Source organism: Mesorhizobium sp. M0761 (assembly GCF_040320205.1).
Classification (GTDB): Bacteria; Pseudomonadota; Alphaproteobacteria; order Rhizobiales; family Rhizobiaceae; genus Mesorhizobium.
In genome coordinates this window covers 274,864-298,398 of sequence record NZ_JAMYPF010000003.1, presented here as the reverse complement: position 1 = coordinate 298,398, position 23,535 = coordinate 274,864, and the positions used below count along the sequence as shown (strand labels likewise).

The window sequence follows — 23,535 nt, the reverse complement described above, 5'->3', positions numbered from 1 at the left end:
GTATCCGTGCCCGCGATAAACCCGTGCCCGTAATAAAAACGTGACCGCATGAAACATCGCTTTCGATAGCGACGTATTGGGAGGACAAGGACGAGCGCGGCCATCCCAGGATCGCGCAGCCGGAGGCGAGGAAAAGATGGAAACCATTACCATGAGTCAGCCCGGCGCAGGCGTCGATGCCGCCTCAACGAAGGATGCGACGCTGATCTACCGGCAATCGCGCTGGACCCGCCTGACGCACTGGCTGTGGGCGATCTCGCTGTTCTTCTTGCTTTTGTCCGGCCTGCAGATCTTCAATGCCCGGCCGCAGCTCTACATCGGCAAGCAATCCGGCTTCGAGTACAACAACACCGTCTTTGCCATCGGCGCCGAAAACACCGCCACCGGCCCGCGCGGCTATACCGAAATCTTCGGCCATCGCTTCGACACCACAGGCGTGCTCGGCTGGTCGGGCCCGGCCCGGCAGCAAACGTCGCGTGCCTTCCCGTCCTGGGCGACAATCCCGTCCTATTACGATCTCGGCACCGCCCGCGTTGTGCATTTCTTCTTCGCCTGGATACTGACAACCACCTTGGTCGTCTGGCTGGTCGCCAGCCTGGTCAACGGCCATCTGCGCCGCGATCTGGCGCCGCGCCTTGACGATCTCAAGCGGCTGCCGCAGGACATCATCGAGCACGCCAAGCTCAGGTTCCACCACACACGCGAATACAACACGCTGCAGAAAATGGCCTATGGCGGCGTACTGTTCGTGCTGTTGCCACTCATGATCATCACCGGCCTTGCCATGTCGCCGAGCATGAACTCGGTGCTGCCCTGGCTCAACGAACTGCTCGGCGGAAGGCAGACGGCGCGCACCATCCATTTCACGGTGATGGTGCTGCTGGTCGGCTTTTTCATCGTCCACATAATGATGATCCTCGCCGCCGGCCCGATCAACGAACTGCGCTCGATCATCACCGGCTGGTACCGCACCGATCCGCCAAGGCATGGCGACACCGAGAGGAGTGCGTGAGATGGCCAAATTCCAGATCAGCCGCCGAAAGTTCCTGACGGGCGCCGGCCTCGGCGTTTCCGGCATCATGTTGTCGGGCTGCGATGCCTTCGACAGCCAGCTCGGCATGGGCGACGGCCTGCGCAGTTTCCTCGAAAACGCCAATGGCCTGACCTACCGCGCGCAACGCTGGCTTGCCGGCCGCGATGCTCTGGCGCCGGAATTCACCGAGGCCGACATCCGCCAGCCGCAGCGGCCGAACGGCGTCACCGCGCCCGACGATGACACCTACAAGGGCCTGCTCGCCAACAATTTCGCCGACTGGCGGCTGGAGGTAACGGGCCTGGTCGAAAAGCCGCTGTCGCTCAGCCGCGAGCAGTTGGAGAACATGCCGAGCCGCACGCAGATCACCCGCCACGACTGTGTCGAAGGCTGGAGCTGCATCGCCAAATGGACCGGCACCCCGCTGTCGCTGGTGCTCGACCAGGCTGTGGTCAAGCCGCAGGCCCGCTATGTCATGTTCCACTGCCTCGATACGATCGATCGCAGCCTCTCCGGGGAAATCAAATATTACGGCACCATCGACCTGATCGATGCCCGCCACCCGCAGACGATCCTCGCCTACGGCCTCAACGGGAAGCCGCTGCCGGTCGAAAACGGCGCGCCGCTGCGCGTGCGCGTCGAACGACAGCTCGGCTACAAGATGCCGAAGTATCTCTACAAGATCGAGCTCGTCGACAGTTTTGCCAATATCGGCGGCGGCCGCGGCGGCTATTGGGAAGACAATGGCTATGACTGGTATGGCGGGATTTGATGGCCTCGCATTCTGACCGAGCACGATCTGACTCCGACCGAACCGAGCTTGCCTGAGGAAGCCGGTTTCGAGCGCGTGGCCGAACTTGGCGATTGGCCTGAAGACACTCCAATATCGTCCTCTGCAAAACGGTCGCAGAAAACGGCGCGGCTTAAGCAACCTTGTCGAGCAGTGGCTTGAGCGCCGGATGTATCTCCGGCGAGGCGAGTTTGATCAGCGTCAGCAGCGCGCGTTCATTGTCACGCAGCGGGCGGTCGGTGCCGATGCGATCGGCCAGCCATTTCGCCTCGCTGGCGTCGATCGTCTCGGCGCGGCGCGCGAGTGCCTCGGCGGCACGGTTCTTCGACTCCCATTCGGCCTCGATATCGCCGGGCGAACGATAGGCTTCCATGATGCCGGCCAGTCCGCCCGACACCATGCGGCTGAAGAAGCCACCAATTTCGGGCTCGGCCTGGTCCAAGAAACTGTCACGACGCAGCGCCACATCGCGCGTCGGCGCTTCGTAGCCGGCCGAACACATGACGAAATTGGCGAGCGCCTTGACGAACAGGTCGTTCCAGGACGGGTCGTTGTGGGCCGCTGCGGTCTGCTCGTTGATCTGGAACAGCACCTCGGCCTCAACCCGTGTGATGGCGATGTTACCGTCGCCGCCATAGGCATGGAGAATGCGGCGCAACAGATCGACCTCTGCCTTGGCGACCAGCCCGGGAACCAGCGCGCCGCCGAGCATCAGTGGTCCCTTGCCGTCGACCACCGCGTTGGCGACCTGCTCGAGCGCATAGGCGGAGAGCCGGCCGGGCGATGATTTCGCCCTTTCCAGCACATGCGCCAGCAGCTCCAGTTCGGTCACACTGTCGACCATTCCGTCGCGCGAGATGGTCTGGATCAGCCAACCGGCATTGTCTTCAGAGATATAGCCTGCCGGCTTTTCCTGGTGGACGATGTAGTCGGTAACGGCCTCGACGAAGAATTCAGGCCATTGCGGGCATTTGTCCGTCGCTGTCGCATCGAGCGCGAACAGTGCTTCAGCCTCGCCGCGCGTCACCACGCCGTCGGCGAACACTTCGCGACGCAGCATGACGACATCTTCCGCCGTGATGCGGTCCTTCGAGGCCAGCCCCGCCACCGGCGCGCTCCCGATCCGTTCGCCCATCTGTCAATCCCCATCCGCCGTGCCCAACGCAATTGCCGGCCAAACCGTCAGCCCAGAATATCGCCATTGTCTTGAAAAACCGGCAAACGGCGTGGCTAGCGAAGACTGTAAAGACGACGCGCTTTACGTGTCGCTGGCAGGTGACAAGGTGTCGCCGACAAGCTATGGATGGCGCGTCGAGGGCTTAAGTTTTGAGTCCTACCTGTTTGCGGGAGAGAGCAGCGCGAGCTGCCGCCGAAGGGGAAATCGCCCGAAATCTCTCAGGCAAAAGAACCGTAGACGGGAAAGACACTCTGGAAAGTCGGGGCTTGCCCCCGCGCCGAAGGTGTAAGCGTCGCCGACAGAGTTCCGGTTGCGCGAGTCTCTCAGGCTTCAGACAGAGGGGCACGGACTGGTCGCCAGCAGCGGCCGATTGCGTGCGACTCTGGAGATGACATGACGGGCGACGACACCAAACACCTTCCTCTCGAAGATCTGCACACCGCCGCCGGCGCACGCTTTGGCGCCTTTGCGGGCTGGTCGATGCCGCTGACCTATCCGGCCGGCGTGATGAAGGAGCACCTTCACACCCGCGAACATGCCGGCCTGTTCGACATTTCGCATATGAAGCTGTTCGCTGTCAGCGGACCGGGCGCTGCGGCACTGCTCAACCGCGCCAGTCCGCTCGATGCCGGCGCGCTTGAGATTTCACAGTCCAAATATAGTTTCTTCCTCAACGAGGCCGCCGGGATCATCGACGATCTGATCGTCACCCGGCTCGGCGCCGAGCGCTTCATGGTGGTCGCCAACGCCGGAAATGCGGTCGAGGACGAGAAGCATTTGCGTGCGCTGGCCGCGGACTTCGACGTCAAAGTCGATGCGCTCGACCGCGTCTTCCTGGCGATCCAGGGGCCGGAAGCCTGGGCTGCCTTGTCCCGCGCCGGCATCGAGACCGGCTCACTCTTGTTCATGCATGGCATCGAGCCGAAGCAAAACTGGTTCATGAGCCGCTCCGGCTACACCGGCGAGGACGGCTTCGAGATCGGCCTGCCGGAGGCGGATGCGCGCGCTCTGGTCACGAAACTGCTCGAGGACGAGCGTGTGTTGTGGATCGGCCTTGCTGCCCGCGACTCGCTGCGGTTGGAGGCCGGCCTGTGCCTGCACGGCCAGGACATCACGCCGGAGATCGATCCGGCGAGTGCCGGCCTGATGTGGGCGATCCCCAAAGATCTCCGCGCCGGCGGGTCCTTCATCGGCGCCGATGCGCTGCGGTCCATCCTGGAGCGCGGGCCGTCGCAAAAGCGCGTCGGCCTGAAGCCGGACGGCCGCCAGCCGGTGCGCGCCGGCGCTGCTTTGTTCGATGCCGACGGCGATCCGACCGGCTACGTGACATCAGGCGGCTTCGGCCCGTCGGCCGGCCATCCCGTCGCCATGGGCTATGTGTCAACGGCCTTGGCCAAGCCGGGCACGAAACTGTTCGCCGACGTTCGCGGGACGAAAATCCCGGTCGATATCAGTTCCTTGCCCTTCACTCCTCATCGCTACCGCAAAGGATAATTCCGATGGCAAAAACCTATTTCACACAAGATCACGAATGGCTGAGCGTCGAGGGAGGCATCGCCACCGTCGGGATAACCGACTATGCGCAGGAACAGCTTGGCGATCTCGTCTTCGTCGAACTGCCTCAAATCGGCACCAAACTCAGTAAGGGCGACACCGCCGTGGTCGTCGAATCCGTCAAGGCGGCATCCGATGTTTATGCGCCGGTTGATGGCGAGATCACCGACGCCAACGGCGCGCTGTCCTCGGACCCGTCGCTGGTCAACTCCGCTGCGACCGGCGACGGCTGGCTGTGGAAGATGAAGCTCGCCGACGAAGGCCAACTCGCAGGCCTCATGGATGAGGCCGCCTACAAAGCCCATATCGGTTGACATCAGGACCTATTGCCATGAGCGCAGCACTTACCCCCTTCTCGGCCCGCCACATCGGTCCTGATGTAAACGACGTCAGAGCCATGCTTGCCGTGATCGGCGTTCCCTCCGTCGAGACGCTGATCAGCCAGGCTGTGCCGCAGTCGATCCGCCTCGATCTGCCGCTGGCCCTTCCCGCGCCGGCCAGCGAAGCCGAAGCGCTGGCCGAATTGGCTGCGACCATGGCAAGAAACAGGGTGCTGAAGAGCTTCATCGGCGCCGGCTATCACGGCGTCCATGTGCCGCCGGTCATTCAGCGCAACCTGTTCGAGAACCCGGCCTGGTACACCGCCTATACGCCCTACCAGGCCGAGATCAGCCAGGGCCGCCTGGAAATGCTGTTCAACTTCCAGACCCTGGTCACCGAATTGACCGGCCTGCCGGTGGCTTCGGCTTCCCTGCTCGACGAAGCGACGGCGGTGGCCGAAGCGGTCGGCATCGCGCTGCGCCATCATCGCGACAAGCGCACCAAGGTGGCGCTAGCCGGCACGCCGCATCCGCAGACGCTGGACGTCGTGCGCACCCGCGCCGAGCCGCTCGGCATCGAGATCGATGGCGAGACCATCGACGACAACACCGCCGCCCTGCTGGTCTCCTGGCCGGACACGTTTGGCGTCTATGGCGACCACAAGGCGGCGATCGAGAAGGCTCGCGCCACCGGCGCCGTGGTCGTCTTCATCGCCGATCCGCTTGCGCTCACGCTGACCGAAGCGCCGGCCAGGCTTGGCGCCGACATCGCCGTCGGCCCGATGCAGCGCTTTGGCGTGCCGATGGGCTTTGGCGGCCCGCACGCCGCCTATTGCGCCGTCTCCGACAAGCTGACCCGGCTGATGCCCGGCCGCCTCGTCGGCCAGTCGATCGACAGCAAGGGCCGTCCCGGCTATCGCCTCGCCCTGCAGACGCGCGAACAGCACATCCGCCGCGACAAGGCGACCTCCAACATCTGCACCGCGCAGGCGCTGCTTGCCAACATGGCGACGGCCTACGCGATCTGGCACGGCCCCACTGGTTTGCAGGCGATCGCAGGGCGCATCCATGAGCTTGCCAACCGCCTCGCAGCAGGCCTGAAAACCGCCGGTGTTTCCGTGCTCGGCTCAAGCCGTTTCGACACGGCAACGGCCGAAGTGAAGGGCAAGGCAGCTTCGATCGCCGCTGCCGCTGAAAAAGGTGGCCGGCTGCTGCGCGTCATCGATGCCGACCGCATCAGCATCGCCTTCGACGAAACCTCGACCGAGGCGGATCTCGAGGCTATCGCCGCCCTGTTCGGCGCCAAGTCCGGCGCTACTGAGGCCGGCGCGATGCCCGGCAAGCCGCGCGGCAAGGAGTTTCTGACCCAGCCGGTTTTCCGCGAAAACCACTCCGAGACCGACATGATGCGCCTGCTGCGCAGGCTAGCCGACAAGGATTTGGCGCTCGACCGCACCATGATCCCGCTGGGCTCCTGCACCATGAAGCTCAACGCGGCGGCCGAAATGATGCCGGTCAGCTGGCCTGTTGTCGCCAACCTCCATCCCTTCGCGCCGGCCAGCCATTCGGCCGGCTATCGCGCCATGGTCGGCGAGCTGGAAGGCTGGCTGGCGGAGATCACCGGCTTCGACGCCGTCAGCCTGCAGCCCAATGCCGGCAGCCAAGGCGAATATGCCGGCCTGCTCGCCATCCGCGCCTATCACCGTTCGCGTGGCGAAGGCCATCGCACCATCTGCCTGATCCCCCAGTCCGCGCATGGCACCAATCCCGCGAGTGCGGCGATGGCCGGCATGAGCGTCGTCGTCGTGCGTTGCCTGGAGGACGGCAATATCGACATGGACGATATGCGGGCCAAGGCCAACGAGCATTCGAAGAATCTCGCAGCCCTGATGTTCACCTATCCCTCGACGCACGGCGTCTACGAGGAAGGCGCGCGCCACCTGTGCGCTCTCATCCACGAACATGGCGGCCAGGTCTATTTCGACGGCGCCAACCTTAACGCGCTGGTCGCCCTGGCGCGGCCCGCGGATATCGGCGCCGATGTCTGCCACATGAACCTGCACAAGACCTTCTGCATCCCGCATGGCGGCGGCGGTCCGGGCGTCGGTCCGATCGGCGTCAGGGCGCATCTGAAACCCTATCTGCCGGGTCATGTCACCGAAGATTCGGCGCATGCCGTGTCCGCTGCCCCGTTCGGCAGCGCTTCCATCCTGCCGATCACCTGGATGTACATCCGCATGATGGGCGCCGCCGGCCTGAAGCAGGCGACGGAGACGGCGATCATCTCGGCCAATTATGTGGCGACGCGGCTCGCGCCGCACTTCCCGCTTCTCTACAAAGGCAGGCACGATCGCATCGCGCATGAATGCATCCTCGACACGCGCGTGCTCAAGGAGAGCGCTGGCATCAGCGTCGACGATATCGCCAAGCGGCTGATCGATTACGGTTTTCACGCGCCGACCATGTCGTTCCCTGTCGCCGGCACGCTGATGGTCGAGCCGACCGAATCCGAGCCCAAGCGCGAACTCGACCGGTTCTGCGAGGCGATGATCGCCATTGCCGGCGAGGCAGCGAAAGTGGCGAAGGGTGAATGGCCGCTCGAGGACAACCCGCTGGTCAATGCCCCGCACACGGCGGCCGAAACCCTTGCCGGCCAGTGGACCCACCCCTATTCGCGGCTGGAAGCGGCCTACCCCGCCGGCGATGTCGATACAGCGGCCAAATACTGGCCGCCGGTCTCGCGCATCGACAATGTCGCCGGCGACCGCAACCTCGTCTGCTCCTGCCCGCCGCTGTCGGAATATCTCGGCGCCGCCGAATAACACTCTGGCCTGTCAGGCTGAGCGCAGGGCCGGTCCGTCGGCTTTGCCGTTGAGGACAAGCACGCGATTTCGCCCGGCGTTCTTGGCCGCGTAGAGCGCCCGGTCGGCCTCGGCCAGCACTTCATCCAGGCTGCTGCCGTCTTCCTTGCCAAAGCCAATGCCGCCGCTGACGCTGCTGCGCAACGGCCCGCGCGGCGTCGGCACCACTTCCGTGCCGAAGGCGACGCCGATCCTGCTGGCGAAATCGTAGGCCTTGTCTTCGGTCATCCGAGACATGACCAACGCGAACTCCTCGCCGCCCAGCCGGAAGGCGTCGACGCCAACCCTGTCATACTTCTTGATGACTGCGGCGAAACGGCAGAGCACCCGATCGCCGACGGGATGGCCATAGACATCGTTGGTTCGCTTGAAGTGGTCGAGGTCGAACATGGCGACCGACATGAACGGGCCGAAGACGCGCTCGCGATAGAGCGAGTTCAAAGCCCGCCGGTTCATCAGACCGGTCAACGGGTCGGTCAGGGTCTCGGCCTTCAGTTCGATCTGTGCCTGCAGATGATGCAGCGACAGCGTCAGCGCGCCGAGAGCCGTCATGCAGGCGACCGCCACGACCGAATTCAACCGCTCGGCCCAATTGTCGGGTGCGACGCCGAGCACCCAATGGCCCTTGACCAGAAGCACGGCGCCGCAGAGCCCGAAGGATACGCCGCAGACGCCGCTTAGCGCCGAAACGACCAGCAGAATGCCGCGATCCTGACCGCCCTTGATCCAGAACATCACCCCGATCGAGGCGAGCAGCACTGTTACCGTCGTATAGGTGAGGATGAAGCCGACACCATCGAAACCGAGATAGGTCACGCCGGCGCAGACAGCGATCGCGAGCATGGCCGGCAGGACAGCGCGGCTGTAATTGCGCACACCAAGATATTGCATGGCCGAAAGTGAAAGCGCCAGGAAACCGAGGCTGAGCAGCGCCAACGCTGCCTGACAAAGCAACGGACTGGGCTCCCTCGTGTAGCGCCAGAAGACGATGACGTGGGCCACAAGGACGAGAATACCGCACGCAACCGTCAGCACGAAGCGTGCACGCGGCGCCGTGAACCAGATCACAAACATGGTGACGCTCAGGCATGTGCCCGACAGCGCAGCCGCCAGCAATAGCGAACTGAAATCCAGCATGGATGAGCGGCAACCTTTGGGATCTTCGATTTGTGGCGCATCATAGGCATGCAACCGGCCGGAGATACCGTTTTCGGCCGGTTTTCAAAGCAACCTGCCGACAGGGTTTACAAAGCGTCGACTGCCGTCCCGGGAAGCTCGGCACGCGAGTGTCCCTAGTCTCAGCCCTTGTTGAGCAGCGCCAGATTGGCGTTGATCACGCTCGGGTCGGCCATGCCGGCCCTTGCTTCCATGAGCAGCGCTCTCGCCTTCTTCTTGTTGCCGCGCAGCAGCTGCGAATAGCCCATATTGTTGACAATCTGCGGCTTGCGCCCGGCAACCTTCAAAAGCTGGTCGTAGGCGCGGTCGGCGAAGTCGAAGCGGCCGAGTTCGTCATAGGAGGCGGCAAGCCCCATCCATCCCTCGGCACTGTCGGCCTTCAGTTCCACGGCCTTGCGGAAATGCTGTTCGGCAAGGCCGTAATTGGCCTCGCGGAACTGCGCCTTGCCTTGCGCAAGGTCGGAGGTGCTGACGTCTTTTGCCACCGGTTGGATCGATGTGGTCTTGGTTTTGTCGACGTTGTCGGTCGTGCAGCCGCCGACCATCAAGACGGCCGCTAGCGCGGCCATTGCCGTGAAACTTCTGTGACGCATGCCCCTGGCCCCAATCGCCCGATTTACCGGGTCGTTCTCTGAGGAAGCAGGCTACAACAGGGCGATTAAACTTCAGTGCGGAAACGCGCCTAAAATTTGGTTTCGGGCACAGAAGCCATTAACCAACCGAAGCCTATTCCGGCTCCAGCGCCTTGAGCCCCGCCGGAAACTGATAGCGCCTGCCGTCGTAGCGCAGCCGGTAGGTTCGTTTCATGGACCTGCCGGGATGGGACTGGCACTCGCCATTCTTGTCGACAGACGGATTGTCGGTGTCCAACCGCTCGAACACTGTGATGTCGTGATAGCCGTGATGTCTCGCCGGGCTCATCGCCAGGCTGACCCGGTTGGATTGAAAGGATCCTGCGCAATTGGTGTCGCCTTCGCCGCCAAAGCCGGCCACGATGATGCCGTCGAGCACCAGGCGCAGAGCACCGCCGTCAAGGGCATAGAGCCGCAGGTCGGTTTCACTGAAAGGATTCGGCTGCGAATGGTTTGCCATGTCGATGCGCAGGCCGAAGGCGCCGACATCGGGCGCCAATCTGTAGCGCCCGGTATCGAAGTCGATCTCGCGGATGCCGACGGCATCATCGGTCATCAGCCCGGGCTGGAGCAGGCGCTGGCGCACCTGCCGGGACTTCCTGTCGACGACCAGAAGCTCGACATCGCCGACATGCCCGTCGTCGCTGGATTGGGAGCTGTCGATCAGCGGCACGGCGACCAACAACAGGTCGTCATGGGCGGGCCAGATCTTGCAGACCACGCCGAATGGCGCATCGCCATCCCAAAGCGTCTGGGCGATGCTGGTATGAGGTTCGAGCGTGAAGGAGGCGCCATCGGCACTCTTTTGGGCCTTGGGATATGCCTGCTGCACCAGAGCGGCAGCGTCGCCGCAATCGTCGGCCGCGGCCGACGCCGGCGACAGACTGGCCGCGGCGAGGCCGAGGAAGGCGGTGCACAAGACTATTCGCATGGACGGCTCACTCATTTTGCTTTTTGCGGATTTTGCCGAAGGAGAGCGGCCAAACCGGCCGGATATGACATCCAGGCGAAGCGTAGTTGAAGTGAGTAACCGCAGAAAGCCGCCGGGCGGCCACTTGGTATCTACTGCCTTGGTATCTACTGAACCGCCGTCATTTTGACGATGATCGGGATGACGGCGATCATCAGCACCACCGGCAGGATGCACACCACCACCGGCACCGACATCTTGGCCGGCAAGGCATGTGCCTTCTCCTCGGCCAACGACATGCGCTTGTGGCGCATTTCGTCAGAGAACACGCGCAGCGCCCCGGCGAGGCTGGTGCCGAGTTCCTTCGACTGCTGCAAGAGCGTGGCGAAGGAGCGCACCTCGTCCAGGCTGAGGCGGTCGGCGAGCGCCTTCAATGCATCGTCGAGGCTGCGGCCGGCCCTGAGTTCCAGCGACACCAGCTGCAGATTCTGGCTCAGCGACGGATAGGTCTTGGCCAGTTCCTTCGAGACGCGCTCGATGCCGGCCTCCATGCTCATGCCGGCATCGGAGCAGACGATCATCAAATCCATGAAGTCGGGAAAGCCGTTGCGGTATTCGCGCATCTTTTCCCGCACCTTTTGGCTGAGCACCAGGCCGGGCACGAAATAGCCGGCGGCTCCCGACAGGATGATGAAGGTCCAGCGGCTGGTCGCGGTGGAATCGGCGCTGCCCATCCAATGGTTGACCAGGAACGCGCCGATCGCTGCGCCCACCAGGCAGGCGAAGCGGATCAGGAAGAATGTGCCGACCGCGCGCGGCTCCATATAGCCCGCCTGGATCAGCTTCATACGCAGCCGGGCGACATTTTCCGGATCGCTCTTGGCGTAGAATTCCTGCGCCCGCTTCACCGCCTTCTCGCGCACGACGCTCTGGTTCTTCTTCGGCGCCACCTCGGCCTGTTGGGGAGTCTTGCTGTCGTCGATCTTGAGCCGGCGCTTGAGATCGTTGCGGTCGCCTTTGGCCACTACCAGCGGCCATGCCACCGCGCTGCCGCCCAATGCCAGCAGCATCGCGGCTACCGGCATCAGCGACGTCGGCGCCAGCGAGGCAAGAAACTGGATCAGCTGCTCCATCTCAGAACCGGAAGTTCGACATCTTGAACATGATGATGTTGCCCAGCATCAGCCATGTCACCGAACCGCCCAGCAGATACCAGGTCTTCGGCACATCCCAGACGCTTTGATAAAATTGCGGCATCATCACCATGATGGCGGCGAACAGCAGCGCCGGCACCGCCGTCAGGATATAGGCCGACATACGACCCTCGGTCGAAATGGCGCGCACCTTGCGGCGCAGCTTGCCGCGTTCGCGGATCGTCGTCGACAGCCCGTCGAGGATCTCGCGCAGATTGCCGCCCGAACTCGTCTGAATGGAAACCGCGGTGACGAACAGCGGCAGATCCTCCTGGCCGACGCGATCAAACAGTGAATTCAACGCCGAAACCAGGTCGGAACCATAAGTCACCTCGTCGGAGATAACGCCGAATTCGGTGCCGATCGGATCGGGCATCTCGCGCGACACCATCGAGATCGCCACCGGAACCGGATGCCCGGCCTTCAAGCCGCGCGTGATCAATTCCAGCGCCTCCGGCAACTGCACGCCGAAACGCTTCACCCGCCGGGCACGCTTGGAACGCAGCACAATTACCGGCAGCAGCGCTGTCAGCACCACAAACAGCAAAATGGCGAGCAACAGCGGCAGGCCGTACCAGAGCGCGACGAGCATCATCGCCAGCGCCACGCCCGTCGTCATCGTCAGGAATTTCGGCAAGGGCATCACCATGCCCGACTGCGTGCGCAGGGCGCGAAAACGGTCGGGCGAGAAGAATGACGTGCCGGAATCGAGGCCGCGTTCCTTGCGCAGCTGGATCAGCACCTGTTCCTGGCTGATCTTGTTTTCCTGCAGCTTCATGCGCCGGTTGATAGCCAGGCGCTTGTCGCTGCGGCCGGCATAGAGCAGATAGCAGCCTTCGGCGATCATGATGCCGGTCAGCGCTGCCGCGGCATAGACGACATAGATCGGGCTGAAATTCTCGAACACCCGGCTACTCCTGCGGCCGGCCGGGTTCGAAATATTTGCCGGGGAATTCAATGCCCATATTGCGCAGGTCCTCGAGGAAACGCGGGCGAATGCCGGTCGCCTCGTAGTGACCGAGGATCTTGCCGTCGGCTTCCATGCCGGTGCGCACGAAGCGGAATATCTCCTGCATCTGGATGACGTCGCCTTCCATGCCGGTCACCTCGGCGACGCTGGTCACCTTGCGCTTGCCGTCCGACAGTCGCGTCAGCTGGACGATAAGGTCGAGCGCGCTGGCGATCTGGCTGCGGATCGACTGCACCGTCATCGGCATGCCGGTCATGCCCAGCATCTGCTCGAGGCGCGAAATGGCGTCGCGCGGCGTGTTGGCGTGGATGGTCGCCATCGAGCCTTCATGGCCGGTGTTCATCGCCTGCAGCATGTCGAAGGCCTCCTCGCCGCGGCACTCGCCGAGGATGACGCGGTCAGGGCGCATGCGCAGCGCGTTCTTGACCAGGTCGCGCTGCTTCAGCTCGCCATGACCTTCGATGTTGGCGGGGCGCGTTTCCATGCGCGCGACATGCGGCTGCTGCAGCTGCAGTTCGGCCGCGTCCTCGATGGTGATCAACCGTTCGTCTTCCGGAATGAAGGCTGACAATGCGTTGAGCATCGTCGTCTTGCCGGTGCCGGTGCCGCCCGAGATGATGGTCGTCTTGCGGGCGTGGACTGCCGCCGCCAGCACCTCGGCCATATTCTGGGTGATGGCGCCGAACTCGACCAGCTTGTGCAGGCCGAGCTTGTTCTTGGAAAACTTGCGGATCGATACCAGCGGCCCGTCGACGGCGACCGGGCGAATGGCGGCGTTGAAGCGCGAGCCGTCGAGCATGCGGGCATCGACCATCGGCTGCGATTCGTCGACCCGGCGGCCGACGGCGGCGACGATCTTGTTGACGATGCGCAACAGGTGCGCCTCGTCCTTGAACGGGATATGGACCTGCTGCAGCTTGCCCCGTTTTTCGACGAAGCAGTTCTGGTGGCCGTTGATCAGGATGTCATTGATGTCGGGGTCCTTGAGCAGCGGTTCCAGCGGGCCGAGGCCGACCATCTCATCGACGATGTCATCGACCAGCGCTTCAAGTTCGACGGTGTTGATCGCCATACGCTCCTGGCGGGTCTTTTCCGACACGAACTCCTGCACCTGCCGGCGCATCTCATCCTTGGGCAGGCGCTCCAGCGCGACCAGGTTGATTTCCTCGAGCAGCAGCCGGTGGATGCGCACGCGGGCATCGAGCACCTTGTTGGCGCTTTTTCCCGGTGTTGTCTCCGGCTTCGGCGGCAAGGCCTTGCGGTTCGTCGGGATGACCACGGCGTGATGCGCGACCGGCGCCGCCTCGGCCGGCTTCAGCGCGCGGACGTCACGGTTCTGCAGGGTCGAGAAGCGGCTGGTCATCCGGCTTTCCTCTTCAGGAGGCCCCTGCCGATGCCGAACAGCGAGCGCGATTTCTCCGGCGTCACCACGGCTTCTTCCGGCAGGATGATCCTCTTCAGATCGTTGACGACATTGGCGTTCGGGTCGATCTCATGCAGCGGCACGCCGCGGTCGACCGCTTCACGCACAAGCCGGTAATTGTTGGAGATGCCGCCGACGAAATGCTCGCCGAGGATTTCCTGGACATCCGCCTGCTTTATGCCGTTGTCGAACATCTTCTGCTCGAAACGGTTGACGATCACGTTCGGCTTCACTTCCTTGCCTGCCGTCTCGTAGACCGCCTGGATCAGCCGCTGCGTATGGCGCAGGCACGGCACCGTCATTTCGGCGACGATGTAAAGCTTGTTGGAGCCGAGCAGCACCGTTTCCGTCCACGGAAACCAGGTGCGCGGCATGTCGATGACGACGTTGTCGAAATAGGCCGAAACGAGATCGAGCATGCGCACCACGACATCGGTCTTGAACGAGCGCATTTCCGACGGATGCGTTGGCGCCGCCAGCACGCAGAGCCCGCTCGCATGCTTGGACAGCATCACATCCAGCAGCTGACGGTCGAGGCGCTCGGGCTGGTTCTCGATTTCGGTGATGTCGAAGCGCGGCTCGAGGTCGAGATATTCGGCGCAGGCGCCTTGCTGGAAATTGAGGTCGACCACGCAGGTCGACGCGCCGCGCGTCACCGAATGATGCAGCTGGAAGGCGGTCTGCAGCGCCAGCGTCGTGGTGCCGACGCCGCCGGCGGCCGGCATGAAGGTATAGATCTGCGACTCTGTGTTTTCCTCGCGCCCCGGCCCTTGCAGCGCGCGCACGACCGACCGCACCAGATCGGCGGTGGTGATCGGCTTGACCAGGAAATCGGCGACCTGGAGCTGCACCAGGATACGCACTGCGGCTGCGTTGAATTCCTGGGTGACGACGACCACCGGAACGAGGCCTTCAAGCCGGCGCATGATGCGCTGCAGCGACTCGATCTCTTCCAGCTTTGCCGCATCCATGTCGACGATGAGCGCGCCGAAATCGGCTTCCTGGACCTCGCCGCGCAGTTCGGTAATGTTCTTCTCGACGGTCGAAAGCTGGATCACCTCCGAGGCCGCGAACGCGGTGCGCGTATCCTGCGCAAAGGTCCGGTCGCTGGACACCAGCAGGATCTTCTTGGTCTTGATGCCGCTTGCCATTTTGTCAGCCTGTCAGGTCATTCCCGGTCAAATCACCGGGCAAATCAATCGGTTGTCGCTGTCGGTTGCACGGCCTTGGCAGCAGCAGCCTGGTCGGCGGCGTTGACTGCCGCCTCACTGCGTTGCGCCGGCACCAGCAGCCTGGTGTTCTGGACGCCGTATTTCCAGGGATCGACCATCTGCATGGCCGTATTGGCAGCCTGTGCGTTGCCGGCCGCCATCGTCGGTCCCTCGGAGCGGATATAGTCGTCGCTGGTGCAGCCGCTGGCGAGGCCGGCGAGCAGCAGGGCGATGCATGGTCGCAAGCGCATGGCTTCAATCCTTCGGCAGGTCGAGGAAATGCCCGACGGTGGTGACCGCGGCCGGCTGTGCCGTGCTGCCGCTGGCCATTGCCACCGCACGATTGGCGTCGGACGATTTCACTTCCTCGGTGTTGTTTAGGAAATAGTCGACATTGCTGGCCGGCTGCGTGCCGTCGGTCGGCTCGAGCAGCTTCTTCGACGGATCGACCGGCTTGACCAGATAGGGGGTGACGATGATCACCAGATCGGTCTCGCGCCGCTGATAGGATTTGGAGGAGAACAGCGAGCCGAGCACCGGCAGCTTGCCAAGGCCGGGAAGACGCGACGTGGTGATGTCGTTCTGTGACTGCAGCAGGCCGGCGATCATGAAGCTCTGGCCGTTCTTCAGGTCGACCGATGTTCTGGCGCGGCGCACGATAAAGCCCGGCACCGAGATATTGCCGATATTATAGGAGGCCGAAGCATCGATCGAGGACACTTCCGGCGCGATGTCGAGGCTGACCAGCCCGTCCTTGAGAACCGTCGGCGTGAAGTCGAGGCTGACGCCGTATTTCTTGTAGCTGACGGAAATCTTGCCATTGTCCTCGGAGACCGGGATCGGGAACTCGCCGCCGGCGAGGAAGCTTGCCGTCTGGCCCGAACGGGCGATCAGGTTCGGCTCGGCCAGCCGCCGGGCGAGACCACGTTCCTCTAGGGCCTTGATGGCGACGTCGATCGACAGGCCGTTGGACAGCAGCCGGCCGATGATCTCGCCATTGCCGGCTCCCGGCACCGAGCCCGGCTCGATGGTGACGTCGCGCCCGCCAATGCCGTAAGCAAAATTGGCGCTGTATTTGGCGCCGAGATCCTGTCCGGCCTGGCGATTGATCTCGACGAAGCGGACGTTGAGCTGAACCTGCTGCGAGGACGAGATGTTGACCGAATTGATCACTTCTTCATTGCCGGAGAAGCGGCTGGCGATCTTGCTTGCCTTCTCGGCGGCGACCGCGTCATCGGCCTCGCCCGACAGCACGACGCGGCCATTGGCCGAGCCGACCTTGATCTTGGCGTCCGGCACGCTGGCGCGAATGGTGCTGGCCAGCTGGTCGGTGTCCAGCGTCACCTCGATGTCGACGGTGCCGACCAGCTGCTTGTTCTCGTCGAACAGCGCGATGCCGGTGGTGCCGAGATTGTTGCCCAGCACATAGAAGGATTTGTCGGTCAGCGGATTGACGTTGGCGATCTCCGGATCGCCGATCACGATCTGGTAGAAGGCGGCATTGGTCATGACCGTCTTCGGCTTGCCCTTGGCCACCTTGATCGACGCATTCGTTGTCGACGAGACATGGACGATATCGTTGTCGGCCTTGGCTGGCGCGCTGAGGCCGAGCATTACGGCCGCGGCAAGGCAAGCCCCCACCGCAAGCGCCCGCATTGGGCGCAGCCCTTTCGTCGTCTGAAATGCATGAAGTCCCGACATCTGTCCCGTCCCTCGCCCGGTCCCCACCGGCAGTTATTGCTGGTCCCGCGCAGGAACCTGGTATTCTTCGACCTGCGTGCCGCGCGTCACGATGATCGTCTTGAATTTCGGCTTCTCAGGCTCCTTGGTCGCGGCAGTGAACAGCGCGCCGGCAGCGGCCTGGACGCCGGAGGCGACCGATCCGCCGAAGGACGAGATGGTGGTGACGCCGTCCTTGGCGGCACCACCGTCGGCGGCCGAGCGGAGCGACAGCGACAAGGTGCCGACGGTGCGGGCAAGCGCCACTTTCTGCGCGCCTTCGGTCGTCACCTCGATGGTCACGGAATTGGCGATCTGCGGCGTGGTCTGGCGCTCGTCGGCGCCCTGTCCGACGGTCAGCACCTTGGCGTCGGAGACGACGATCTCGGAGGTAACGGTCGATCCGGCAGCGCCCTGCGCGTTCTTGGCCACTTCCTGGATTTCGCCCGCATCGCGTGTCAGCACCACGTCGACCCGGTCGCCCGGCATGACGAAGCCGCCGACGCCGGCGATCTCGTCGGTGCGGATTGTCACCGCCCGCATGCCGGGCGTCATCATGTTGGACAGCGTCGCGCGGCCGTTCGGCCCCGACAATTTGCTGATCAGCACCGGCTCGTTGATCTCGATCGGCGACAATACCACGCGGCTGCCTTCGGCGAGCAATGCATTGACTGTGGTGAACGCGCCCTGCGGCACCGAATCCTCGGACCATGGGATTTCGCTGAGCTGCGCCCGGTCAAGCTCCATGCCGTAACGCAGCGGCGCATTGGCCACCACGATGGTCTTGAAGACGACCTTGGGGACGGCGGGCGCCGGGATCGACGCCGTTTTCTCTTCGGCATCGGCCTTGGCCTGGCTTTTCACCCAGAAATCCGCGGCAAAGATTGAAATCGCGCCGAAGACGGCAGCGATGCCAATCATCGTTATGGCCTTGCCCCTCACAACCAACCCCTGACTCTCGTGGTCTTTTGTTTTGTTGGGGCGACGCTAGGCCGCTTTGTTAAAGATTCAGGAATCCCAGCGGCTCCGCACGGACCTATTTCCGCCGGCTTGGTTATCGAAAGGTTTTAGGATAAGAAGGGGTTAATCCCCGAACGTAACAGGAACTTCCGTCGCTTGGCGCCGAAAAGCGTGGCAGTATCGACGGGTGATTCGCGGCACCGGATTCTATGGCAGGCATGGACGACAACAACGATCTTTTCGGCAATCTGGAAAAGCAGCCGCAACCGGCTCGGACACCTTCGCGCCCGGCCGACCCGCTGGTGCAGGCCACGAAGCGTCCTGCCGCGACCAAGGACGGCAGCGAGGGCTATAGCGCCGCCGACATCGAGGTGCTGGAGGGGCTGGAGCCGGTGCGGCGCCGTCCCGGCATGTATATTGGCGGCACCGACGACAAGGCGATGCACCATCTGTTTGCCGAGGTCATCGACAATTCGATGGACGAGGCGGTCGCCGGCCATGCCACCTTCATCGATGTTGAGCTGTCGGCCGACGGGTTTCTGACCGTTACCGACAATGGCCGCGGCATCCCGGTCGATCCGCATCCGAAATTCAAGAAGCCGGCGCTCGAAGTCATCATGACGACGCTGCATTCGGGCGGCAAGTTCGATAGCAAGGTCTATGAGACCTCCGGCGGTCTGCACGGTGTCGGCGTCTCGGTCGTCAATGCGCTGTCGGACCATCTCGAAGTCGAAGTCGCGCGCGGTCGCCAGCTTTACCGCCAAAGGTTCTCGCGCGGCGTTCCGGTGAGCGGGCTGGAGCAGCTCGGCGAAGTGCACAACCGGCGCGGCACCAAAATCCGCTTCCATCCCGACGAGCAGATTTTCGGCAAGGGCGCCGCCTTCGAGCCGGCGCGGCTCTATCGCATGACCCGCTCGAAAGCCTATCTGTTCGGCGGCGTCGAGATCCGCTGGAGCTGCGACCTATCGCTGATCAAGGAAAAGGACCAGACGCCGGCCAAGGCGGAGTTCCATTTCCCCGGCGGCTTGAAGGACTATCTCAAGGCATCGCTCGGCGATGATTTCCAGGTGACCCGCGAAATCTTCGCCGGCAAGAGCGAAAAACAGGGCGGCCACGGCTCGCTGGAATGGGCGGTGACCTGGTTCGGCGGCGACGGCTTCGTCAACTCCTACTGCAACACCATCCCGACCGGCGAAGGCGGCACGCATGAGGCCGGCTTTCGCAATGTACTAACGCGCGGGCTTCGCGCCTATGCCGACCTGGTCGGCAACAAGCGCGCCTCGATCGTCACCTCCGAAGACGTTATGATCTCGGCGGCCGGCATGCTGTCGGTTTTCATCCGCGAGCCGGAATTCGTCGGCCAGACCAAGGACAGGCTGGCAACGATCGAAGCCATTCGCATTGTCGAGACCGCCATCCGCGATCCCTTCGACCACTGGCTGGCCGACAATCCGCAGGAAGCCTCCAAGCTGCTGGAATGGGTGATTGCGCGCGCCGACGAGCGGGTGCGCCGGCGCCAGGAAAAGGAAGTGTCGCGCAAGAGCGCGGTGCGCAAGCTGCGCCTTCCCGGCAAGCTCGCCGACTGCACGCAGAACGCCGCCGCGGGTGCGGAACTGTTCATCGTCGAAGGCGACTCGGCCGGCGGCTCGGCCAAGCAGGCGCGCGATCGCGCCAGCCAGGCGGTGCTGCCGCTGCGCGGCAAAATCCTCAACGTCGCCAGCGCCGGCAATGACAAGCTCGCCGCCAACCAGCAGATTTCGGACCTGATCCAGGCGCTCGGTTGCGGCACGCGCTCGAAATACCGCGACGAGGATTTGCGCTACGACCGCGTGATCATCATGACCGACGCCGACGTCGACGGCGCTCACATAGCCTCGCTGCTGATCACCTTCTTCTACCAGGAAATGCCGAACCTGGTGAATGGCGGCCATCTCTATCTGGCGGTGCCGCCGCTCTATTCGATCCGGCAAGGCGGCAAGGTTGCCTATGCCAGGGACGATGCGCACAAGGACGAGCTGTTGCGCACCGAATTCACCGGCCGCGCCAAGGTCGAGATCGGCCGCTTCAAGGGCCTGGGCGAGATGATGGCCGCGCAGCTCAAGGAAACCACCATGGACCCGAGGAAGCGCACGCTGCTCAGGGTCGATGTCATCGACGCCGTGGCGGCGACCAAGGATGCTGTCGACGCGCTGATGGGCACCAAGCCGGAAGCCCGCTTCCGCTTCATCCAGGAACGCGCCGAATTCGCCGCGACGGAAGTGCTGGATATCTGAGCGCCGGCCGACTCTTCGTTTTGACGCAGTTCCGGGCGGAAAACCGTTTCAAACTTTTCCTGGAATTGCTCTAGCCTGCACTTCCGATACGGAGACCAGCTTGTGATCCGGGTGCGGCTGAAGAGCGACTTCGAAACCAGTTTGGCGGGCCTGACGCAGCCGACGCGCTCGGATTGGATTTTCGCCCTGCGCACGGTTTCGGCCGGTCTGATCGCGCTTCTCGCTGCTTACGCGTTGAAACTCGACCACCCGCAATGGGCGATGATGACGGTCTTCATCGTCGCCCAGCCGGTCGCCGGCATGGTGCTGGCGAAAGGTTTTTACCGGCTGCTCGGCACGCTGGCCGGTGGACTTGCGGCGATCGGCATCACCTCGGTTTTCGGCACCAATCCCTGGCTGCTGGTCACGGCGCTATCCGTCTGGATTGGGCTGTGCACGCTGGTTTCGTCGCTGCTGCGCAATCCGGAAGCCTATGGCGCCGCACTTGCCGGCTATACCGCGATGATCATTGGGCTGCCGGCTTTCGGCCAGCCGCACGTGGTCGTCGATCTCGCTGTCGCGCGCTGCGCCGAGATCGTGCTCGGCATCGTCTGCGCCGGCCTGACCAGCCGGCTGATCCTGCCCAAGCTGGCCGCTGATGCCATCATCTCCAGGTTGAAGCGCAGCATCCTCGACCTCGCAACCTATGCAGGCGGCGCTTTTTCCGGCGGCGACCCGGCGACGCTGGCCGGCCTGCACCGCAAGCTGATCAGCGACGCCCAGATGCTGGCCGAGATGCGCACCTATGCCCGGCTCGAAGCACCGAGCTTCGCCACCCGCGCCCATCCGGTCCGCCTCACCATCGGTCAGCTTCTGTCGGCGCTGTCGGCGGCACGCGCGCTGCATTCGCATGCCGCGCCGAAAAACGCAGCGCTCATTCCGGTACGCTCCGAACTGCAGTCGTTGGTCAGCGAGCTGGCAGCGAAGCCCGAGGCGCTGGACGACACGTCGCCCTGGGTGACGCGGCTCGACGCGATTGCCGGCAAGGCCCGGCAAATGCCCGACGCCTCGACCGATCAGGGCGACGACAGGGTCGGCACCATAACCCGCCTCACCATCGCCGCCGATTTCGCCGAAGCCTTCAAGCAGGTGCTGCGCGGCGTCGACGCCCTGCGCGCACCGGTGACGGGCCCCAGCCGGAGCAACAGGCAGCCGCCTGCGCTGGTGGTGCACCGCGATTATCCCGGGGCTTCGCGCAATGCCATACGCGCCGGCCTTGCCACGTTGGCGGTCGCCGCCTTCTGGCTGACGACGAAATGGTCCGATGCGGCCGGCACCGTCATCCTCGTTGCCGTCGTCTCCAGTCTTTTCGCCGCGCGGCCTGACCCGGTGCGGGTGTCCTGGGGCTTCTTCAAGGGAACGCTGCTGGCTTTGCCCTTTGCCTTCCTTGTCGGCCAGGTCGCGCTGCCTGCCCTGCCCGGCTTCGGCTGGTTCACGCTGTTTGTCGTGCCGATCCTGGTACCGACGGCGCTGGGCATGGCCAATCCACGCACCGTCGGCGTGGCGACGGCGTTTGCAATCAATTTCCTCGCCTTCCTCAGCCCGCATCAGGCGATGACCTATGCCCCAGGCCCGTTCTTCGCCGGCTCGGCGTCGGTGCTGGTCGGCATCCTGCTGGCCATCGGCGTCTTCATCGTGGTGCTGCCGGTGGATCCATGGCGCGCGGCCAACCGCATCGTGCGCGCCATGCGCGAGGATCTGGCGCGGCTGTGTCTGCACGAGCGGGTACCGCGGCGTTCGGCCTTCGAGAGTCTGGCCTATGACCGCATCAACCAGCTGATGCCGCTCTTGCAAAATGCCGGCAGGAAGGGCGATGCGATCTTGGGCGGCGGGGTCGCCGCCGTTGCCGTCGGCCTCGAAATCCTGCGCCTGCGCGCCGCGCAGCAGAGCCCGTCCACTCCTTCCGACACCGCGCTCTCGATTGCCAATTTCCTGCGCGGCCTGGCGCGTGAACTGCTCTTTCGCGCACCCGGCGATCCGCAGACAGCAACTGTCACTGTGGCCCGGCAATATGCAGCCAGCCTTTCAGAGCGCAGCGGCGGTGCGGATATGCTGCAGATCGCAGCCTCGCTGCGCATCATCGCCGCCGCGATCGAGGATTTCCCGGATTTCTTCGCCAAGGACCGAGTTTAGGGCGTCAGGCCGCGGCTATCGCCAGCGCATGCCCGCGCGCGTTTTCCCGCAGCGCGTCGAGATGGATCGACTTGACCAGGCCGGCGAGATCGCCCTCGGTGGCCGGACCGCCGAGGTCCTTCAGCATCAGCCAGCTGACCTCCTGCACGCCGGCGAGGCGCTTGCCGTTGGCGACTTCGCGCCAGATTTTGAGCGCGCGCAGGATGATGCCATGGGTGGAAGCGGCAAGGCCGGCGCCGCGGAACAGCGCCTGCAACGCAACGTCCTGGCCGCCTGCGAGCAAGGCCCGCACCCGCTGCTCCGACTGCTGGCTGAGCGCAACCAGGGCCGAGCCGAAAAAGTCGACCTTGCCGTGGGCAATGGCACGGATGATGAAACTTGCGGTCAGGTCGCCGCGCAGGCGCAGATGTTCGATAAGTGCCGCATGTTCCTCCGCGCGCGTGCCTTCGACCAGCCGCACCGAAGCCTTGACGCAAGCATCGCGCGTGACGCGCTCGGCTCTGGCCGCCCCCATCAGCGCCATCACCAGCGGCGAAGCCTTCAGCGTTTCGCCGAGCTTGACCAGCAGCATGTGCCGGCAGTCGGCCGGCAGCCGCACATCCGTGACCATTGCCTCGCGCAAATGAGCGATATGGCCATGCCGCTCGGCGATGCGGCGGAAGGAGAGCGAGGCTATGTCGGCGCCGTCATTGGCGAGCAGCGCCGCACACGCTTCCGGTTCGCCGATCTCGGCGATCGCCGCGGCAACCGCCATCGAAACGACCGGCCGGTCGGCGATCAGTTTTTGCGTCGCCTTGTGCCCGGCCGCGACGCGGTCGATCAGGTCGGCGTCCGTCAGCAGCGGGGAGCGCGCCAGCACCAGGGCTGCCACTTCCGGCTGATCGGAGGCAAGCGCGCTGATGATCTGCAGCGGCGCGTGATGGCTCATCGACAGCGCTTCGGCCATAGCCAGCCGCACCTTCGACGAGGCGTCGTCGAGCAGCAGCGTCAGCGCCGCTTCGGCCGCGCAACGGTCTTCGAAAGGCAGGTCGGAATTGACGTAGGCGCGGGCCAGCGCGCTCGCCGCCGCGGCGCGCTCCGAAACTCTCGCGGTGTAGATCCATTTGAGAAAATGCGAGACAACCATACTGCCTGCTACGCCCCTTGCCGGAAAGCTTCCGG

At 63.9% G+C, this 23,535-nt stretch carries 19 protein-coding genes and 1 riboswitch; of the genes, 7 read left to right on the top strand and 12 right to left on the bottom strand.

Features of this window, described 5'->3' with window-relative positions:
* Positions 1 to 136: 136 nt before the first annotated feature.
* The gene (locus tag NKI32_RS06730; protein ID WP_023830644.1) at positions 137 to 1,012 is read left to right on the top strand and encodes a cytochrome b/b6 domain-containing protein; all 876 of its coding nucleotides are present in this window, start codon (positions 137 to 139) and stop codon (positions 1,010 to 1,012) included.
* Between the two features lies 1 nt (position 1,013).
* On the top strand, positions 1,014 to 1,805 hold the full coding sequence (locus tag NKI32_RS06725) for a molybdopterin-binding protein (RefSeq protein ID WP_023681588.1): 792 nt from the start codon (positions 1,014 to 1,016) through the stop codon (positions 1,803 to 1,805).
* A 151-nt stretch (positions 1,806 to 1,956) separates the two neighbouring features.
* Here NKI32_RS06725 and NKI32_RS06720 read toward each other — a convergent pair whose 3' ends face one another.
* Positions 1,957 to 2,958, bottom strand: coding sequence for a hypothetical protein (locus NKI32_RS06720; RefSeq protein WP_353002332.1), 1,002 nt, complete (start codon positions 2,956 to 2,958; stop codon positions 1,957 to 1,959).
* A 199-nt stretch (positions 2,959 to 3,157) separates the two neighbouring features.
* Positions 3,158 to 3,244, top strand: a riboswitch (glycine riboswitch).
* Between the two features lie 149 nt (positions 3,245 to 3,393).
* On the opposite strand from NKI32_RS06720, the gene gcvT reads away from it, so the two are divergent.
* The 3 genes from gcvT to gcvP are packed head-to-tail and all read left to right on the top strand — an operon-like array spanning position 3,394 to position 7,696.
* Positions 3,394 to 4,494 carry a glycine cleavage system aminomethyltransferase GcvT gene (gcvT, locus tag NKI32_RS06715; protein WP_023688298.1) on the top strand — a complete coding sequence of 367 codons (1,101 nt, stop codon included), beginning with the start codon at positions 3,394 to 3,396 and terminating at the stop codon, positions 4,492 to 4,494.
* A gap of 5 nt (positions 4,495 to 4,499) precedes the next feature.
* Positions 4,500 to 4,868 carry a glycine cleavage system protein GcvH gene (gene gcvH / locus NKI32_RS06710; RefSeq protein WP_023688297.1) on the top strand — a complete coding sequence of 123 codons (369 nt, stop codon included), beginning with the start codon at positions 4,500 to 4,502 and terminating at the stop codon, positions 4,866 to 4,868.
* A gap of 17 nt (positions 4,869 to 4,885) precedes the next feature.
* Positions 4,886 to 7,696, top strand: coding sequence for an aminomethyl-transferring glycine dehydrogenase (gene gcvP, locus NKI32_RS06705; protein ID WP_353002331.1), 2,811 nt, complete (start codon positions 4,886 to 4,888; stop codon positions 7,694 to 7,696).
* 12 nt (positions 7,697 to 7,708) lie between these two features.
* Here gcvP and NKI32_RS06700 read toward each other — a convergent pair whose 3' ends face one another.
* The 10 genes from NKI32_RS06700 to cpaB form a co-directional block, all read right to left on the bottom strand.
* Positions 7,709 to 8,872: a GGDEF domain-containing protein gene (locus NKI32_RS06700; protein ID WP_023821412.1), complete on the bottom strand. Its 1,164-nt coding sequence runs from the start codon at positions 8,870 to 8,872 to the stop codon at positions 7,709 to 7,711.
* Between the two features lie 161 nt (positions 8,873 to 9,033).
* On the bottom strand, positions 9,034 to 9,504 hold the full coding sequence (locus NKI32_RS06695) for a hypothetical protein (RefSeq protein ID WP_023667596.1): 471 nt from the start codon (positions 9,502 to 9,504) through the stop codon (positions 9,034 to 9,036).
* A 133-nt stretch (positions 9,505 to 9,637) separates the two neighbouring features.
* Positions 9,638 to 10,690 carry a PA3715 family protein gene (locus NKI32_RS06690; protein WP_353002329.1) on the bottom strand — a complete coding sequence of 351 codons (1,053 nt, stop codon included), beginning with the start codon at positions 10,688 to 10,690 and terminating at the stop codon, positions 9,638 to 9,640.
* Positions 10,621 to 11,586: a type II secretion system F family protein gene (locus tag NKI32_RS06685; RefSeq protein WP_023735308.1), complete on the bottom strand. Its 966-nt coding sequence runs from the start codon at positions 11,584 to 11,586 to the stop codon at positions 10,621 to 10,623. Before NKI32_RS06685 ends, NKI32_RS06690 begins: the two co-directional genes overlap by 70 nt.
* A 1-nt stretch (position 11,587) precedes the next feature.
* On the bottom strand, positions 11,588 to 12,553 hold the full coding sequence (locus tag NKI32_RS06680) for a type II secretion system F family protein (RefSeq protein WP_023688292.1): 966 nt from the start codon (positions 12,551 to 12,553) through the stop codon (positions 11,588 to 11,590).
* 4 nt (positions 12,554 to 12,557) lie between these two features.
* On the bottom strand, positions 12,558 to 13,979 hold the full coding sequence (locus NKI32_RS06675) for a TadA family conjugal transfer-associated ATPase (RefSeq protein WP_023667600.1): 1,422 nt from the start codon (positions 13,977 to 13,979) through the stop codon (positions 12,558 to 12,560).
* Entirely contained in the window at positions 13,976 to 15,190 is a 1,215-nt protein-coding gene (locus tag NKI32_RS06670; RefSeq protein ID WP_353002327.1) for a CpaE/TadZ family protein, read from the bottom strand. Before NKI32_RS06670 ends, NKI32_RS06675 begins: the two co-directional genes overlap by 4 nt.
* Positions 15,191 to 15,234: 44 nt before the next feature.
* Complete coding sequence (locus tag NKI32_RS06665; RefSeq protein ID WP_023741470.1) at positions 15,235 to 15,501, bottom strand: hypothetical protein; 267 nt, start codon at positions 15,499 to 15,501, stop codon at positions 15,235 to 15,237.
* 4 nt (positions 15,502 to 15,505) lie between these two features.
* Positions 15,506 to 16,906 (bottom strand): type II and III secretion system protein family protein, encoded by a 1,401-nt coding sequence (locus NKI32_RS06660; protein WP_031193121.1) that lies wholly within the window; start codon positions 16,904 to 16,906, stop codon positions 15,506 to 15,508.
* Positions 16,907 to 16,984: 78 nt separating this feature from the next.
* Positions 16,985 to 17,890: a Flp pilus assembly protein CpaB gene (cpaB, locus tag NKI32_RS06655; RefSeq protein WP_023681601.1), complete on the bottom strand. Its 906-nt coding sequence runs from the start codon at positions 17,888 to 17,890 to the stop codon at positions 16,985 to 16,987.
* A 257-nt stretch (positions 17,891 to 18,147) separates the two neighbouring features.
* Here cpaB and parE point away from each other — a divergent pair, with 257 nt between their 5' ends.
* The gene (gene parE, locus NKI32_RS06650; RefSeq protein WP_023741472.1) at positions 18,148 to 20,202 is read left to right on the top strand and encodes a DNA topoisomerase IV subunit B; all 2,055 of its coding nucleotides are present in this window, start codon (positions 18,148 to 18,150) and stop codon (positions 20,200 to 20,202) included.
* 102 nt (positions 20,203 to 20,304) lie between these two features.
* The gene (locus NKI32_RS06645; RefSeq protein WP_353002324.1) at positions 20,305 to 22,374 is read left to right on the top strand and encodes an FUSC family protein; all 2,070 of its coding nucleotides are present in this window, start codon (positions 20,305 to 20,307) and stop codon (positions 22,372 to 22,374) included.
* A gap of 4 nt (positions 22,375 to 22,378) precedes the next feature.
* On the opposite strand, the gene NKI32_RS06640 is transcribed toward NKI32_RS06645, so the two are convergent.
* Positions 22,379 to 23,500 carry a DUF2336 domain-containing protein gene (locus NKI32_RS06640; protein WP_353002322.1) on the bottom strand — a complete coding sequence of 374 codons (1,122 nt, stop codon included), beginning with the start codon at positions 23,498 to 23,500 and terminating at the stop codon, positions 22,379 to 22,381.
* Between the last annotated feature and the right edge of the window lie 35 nt (positions 23,501 to 23,535).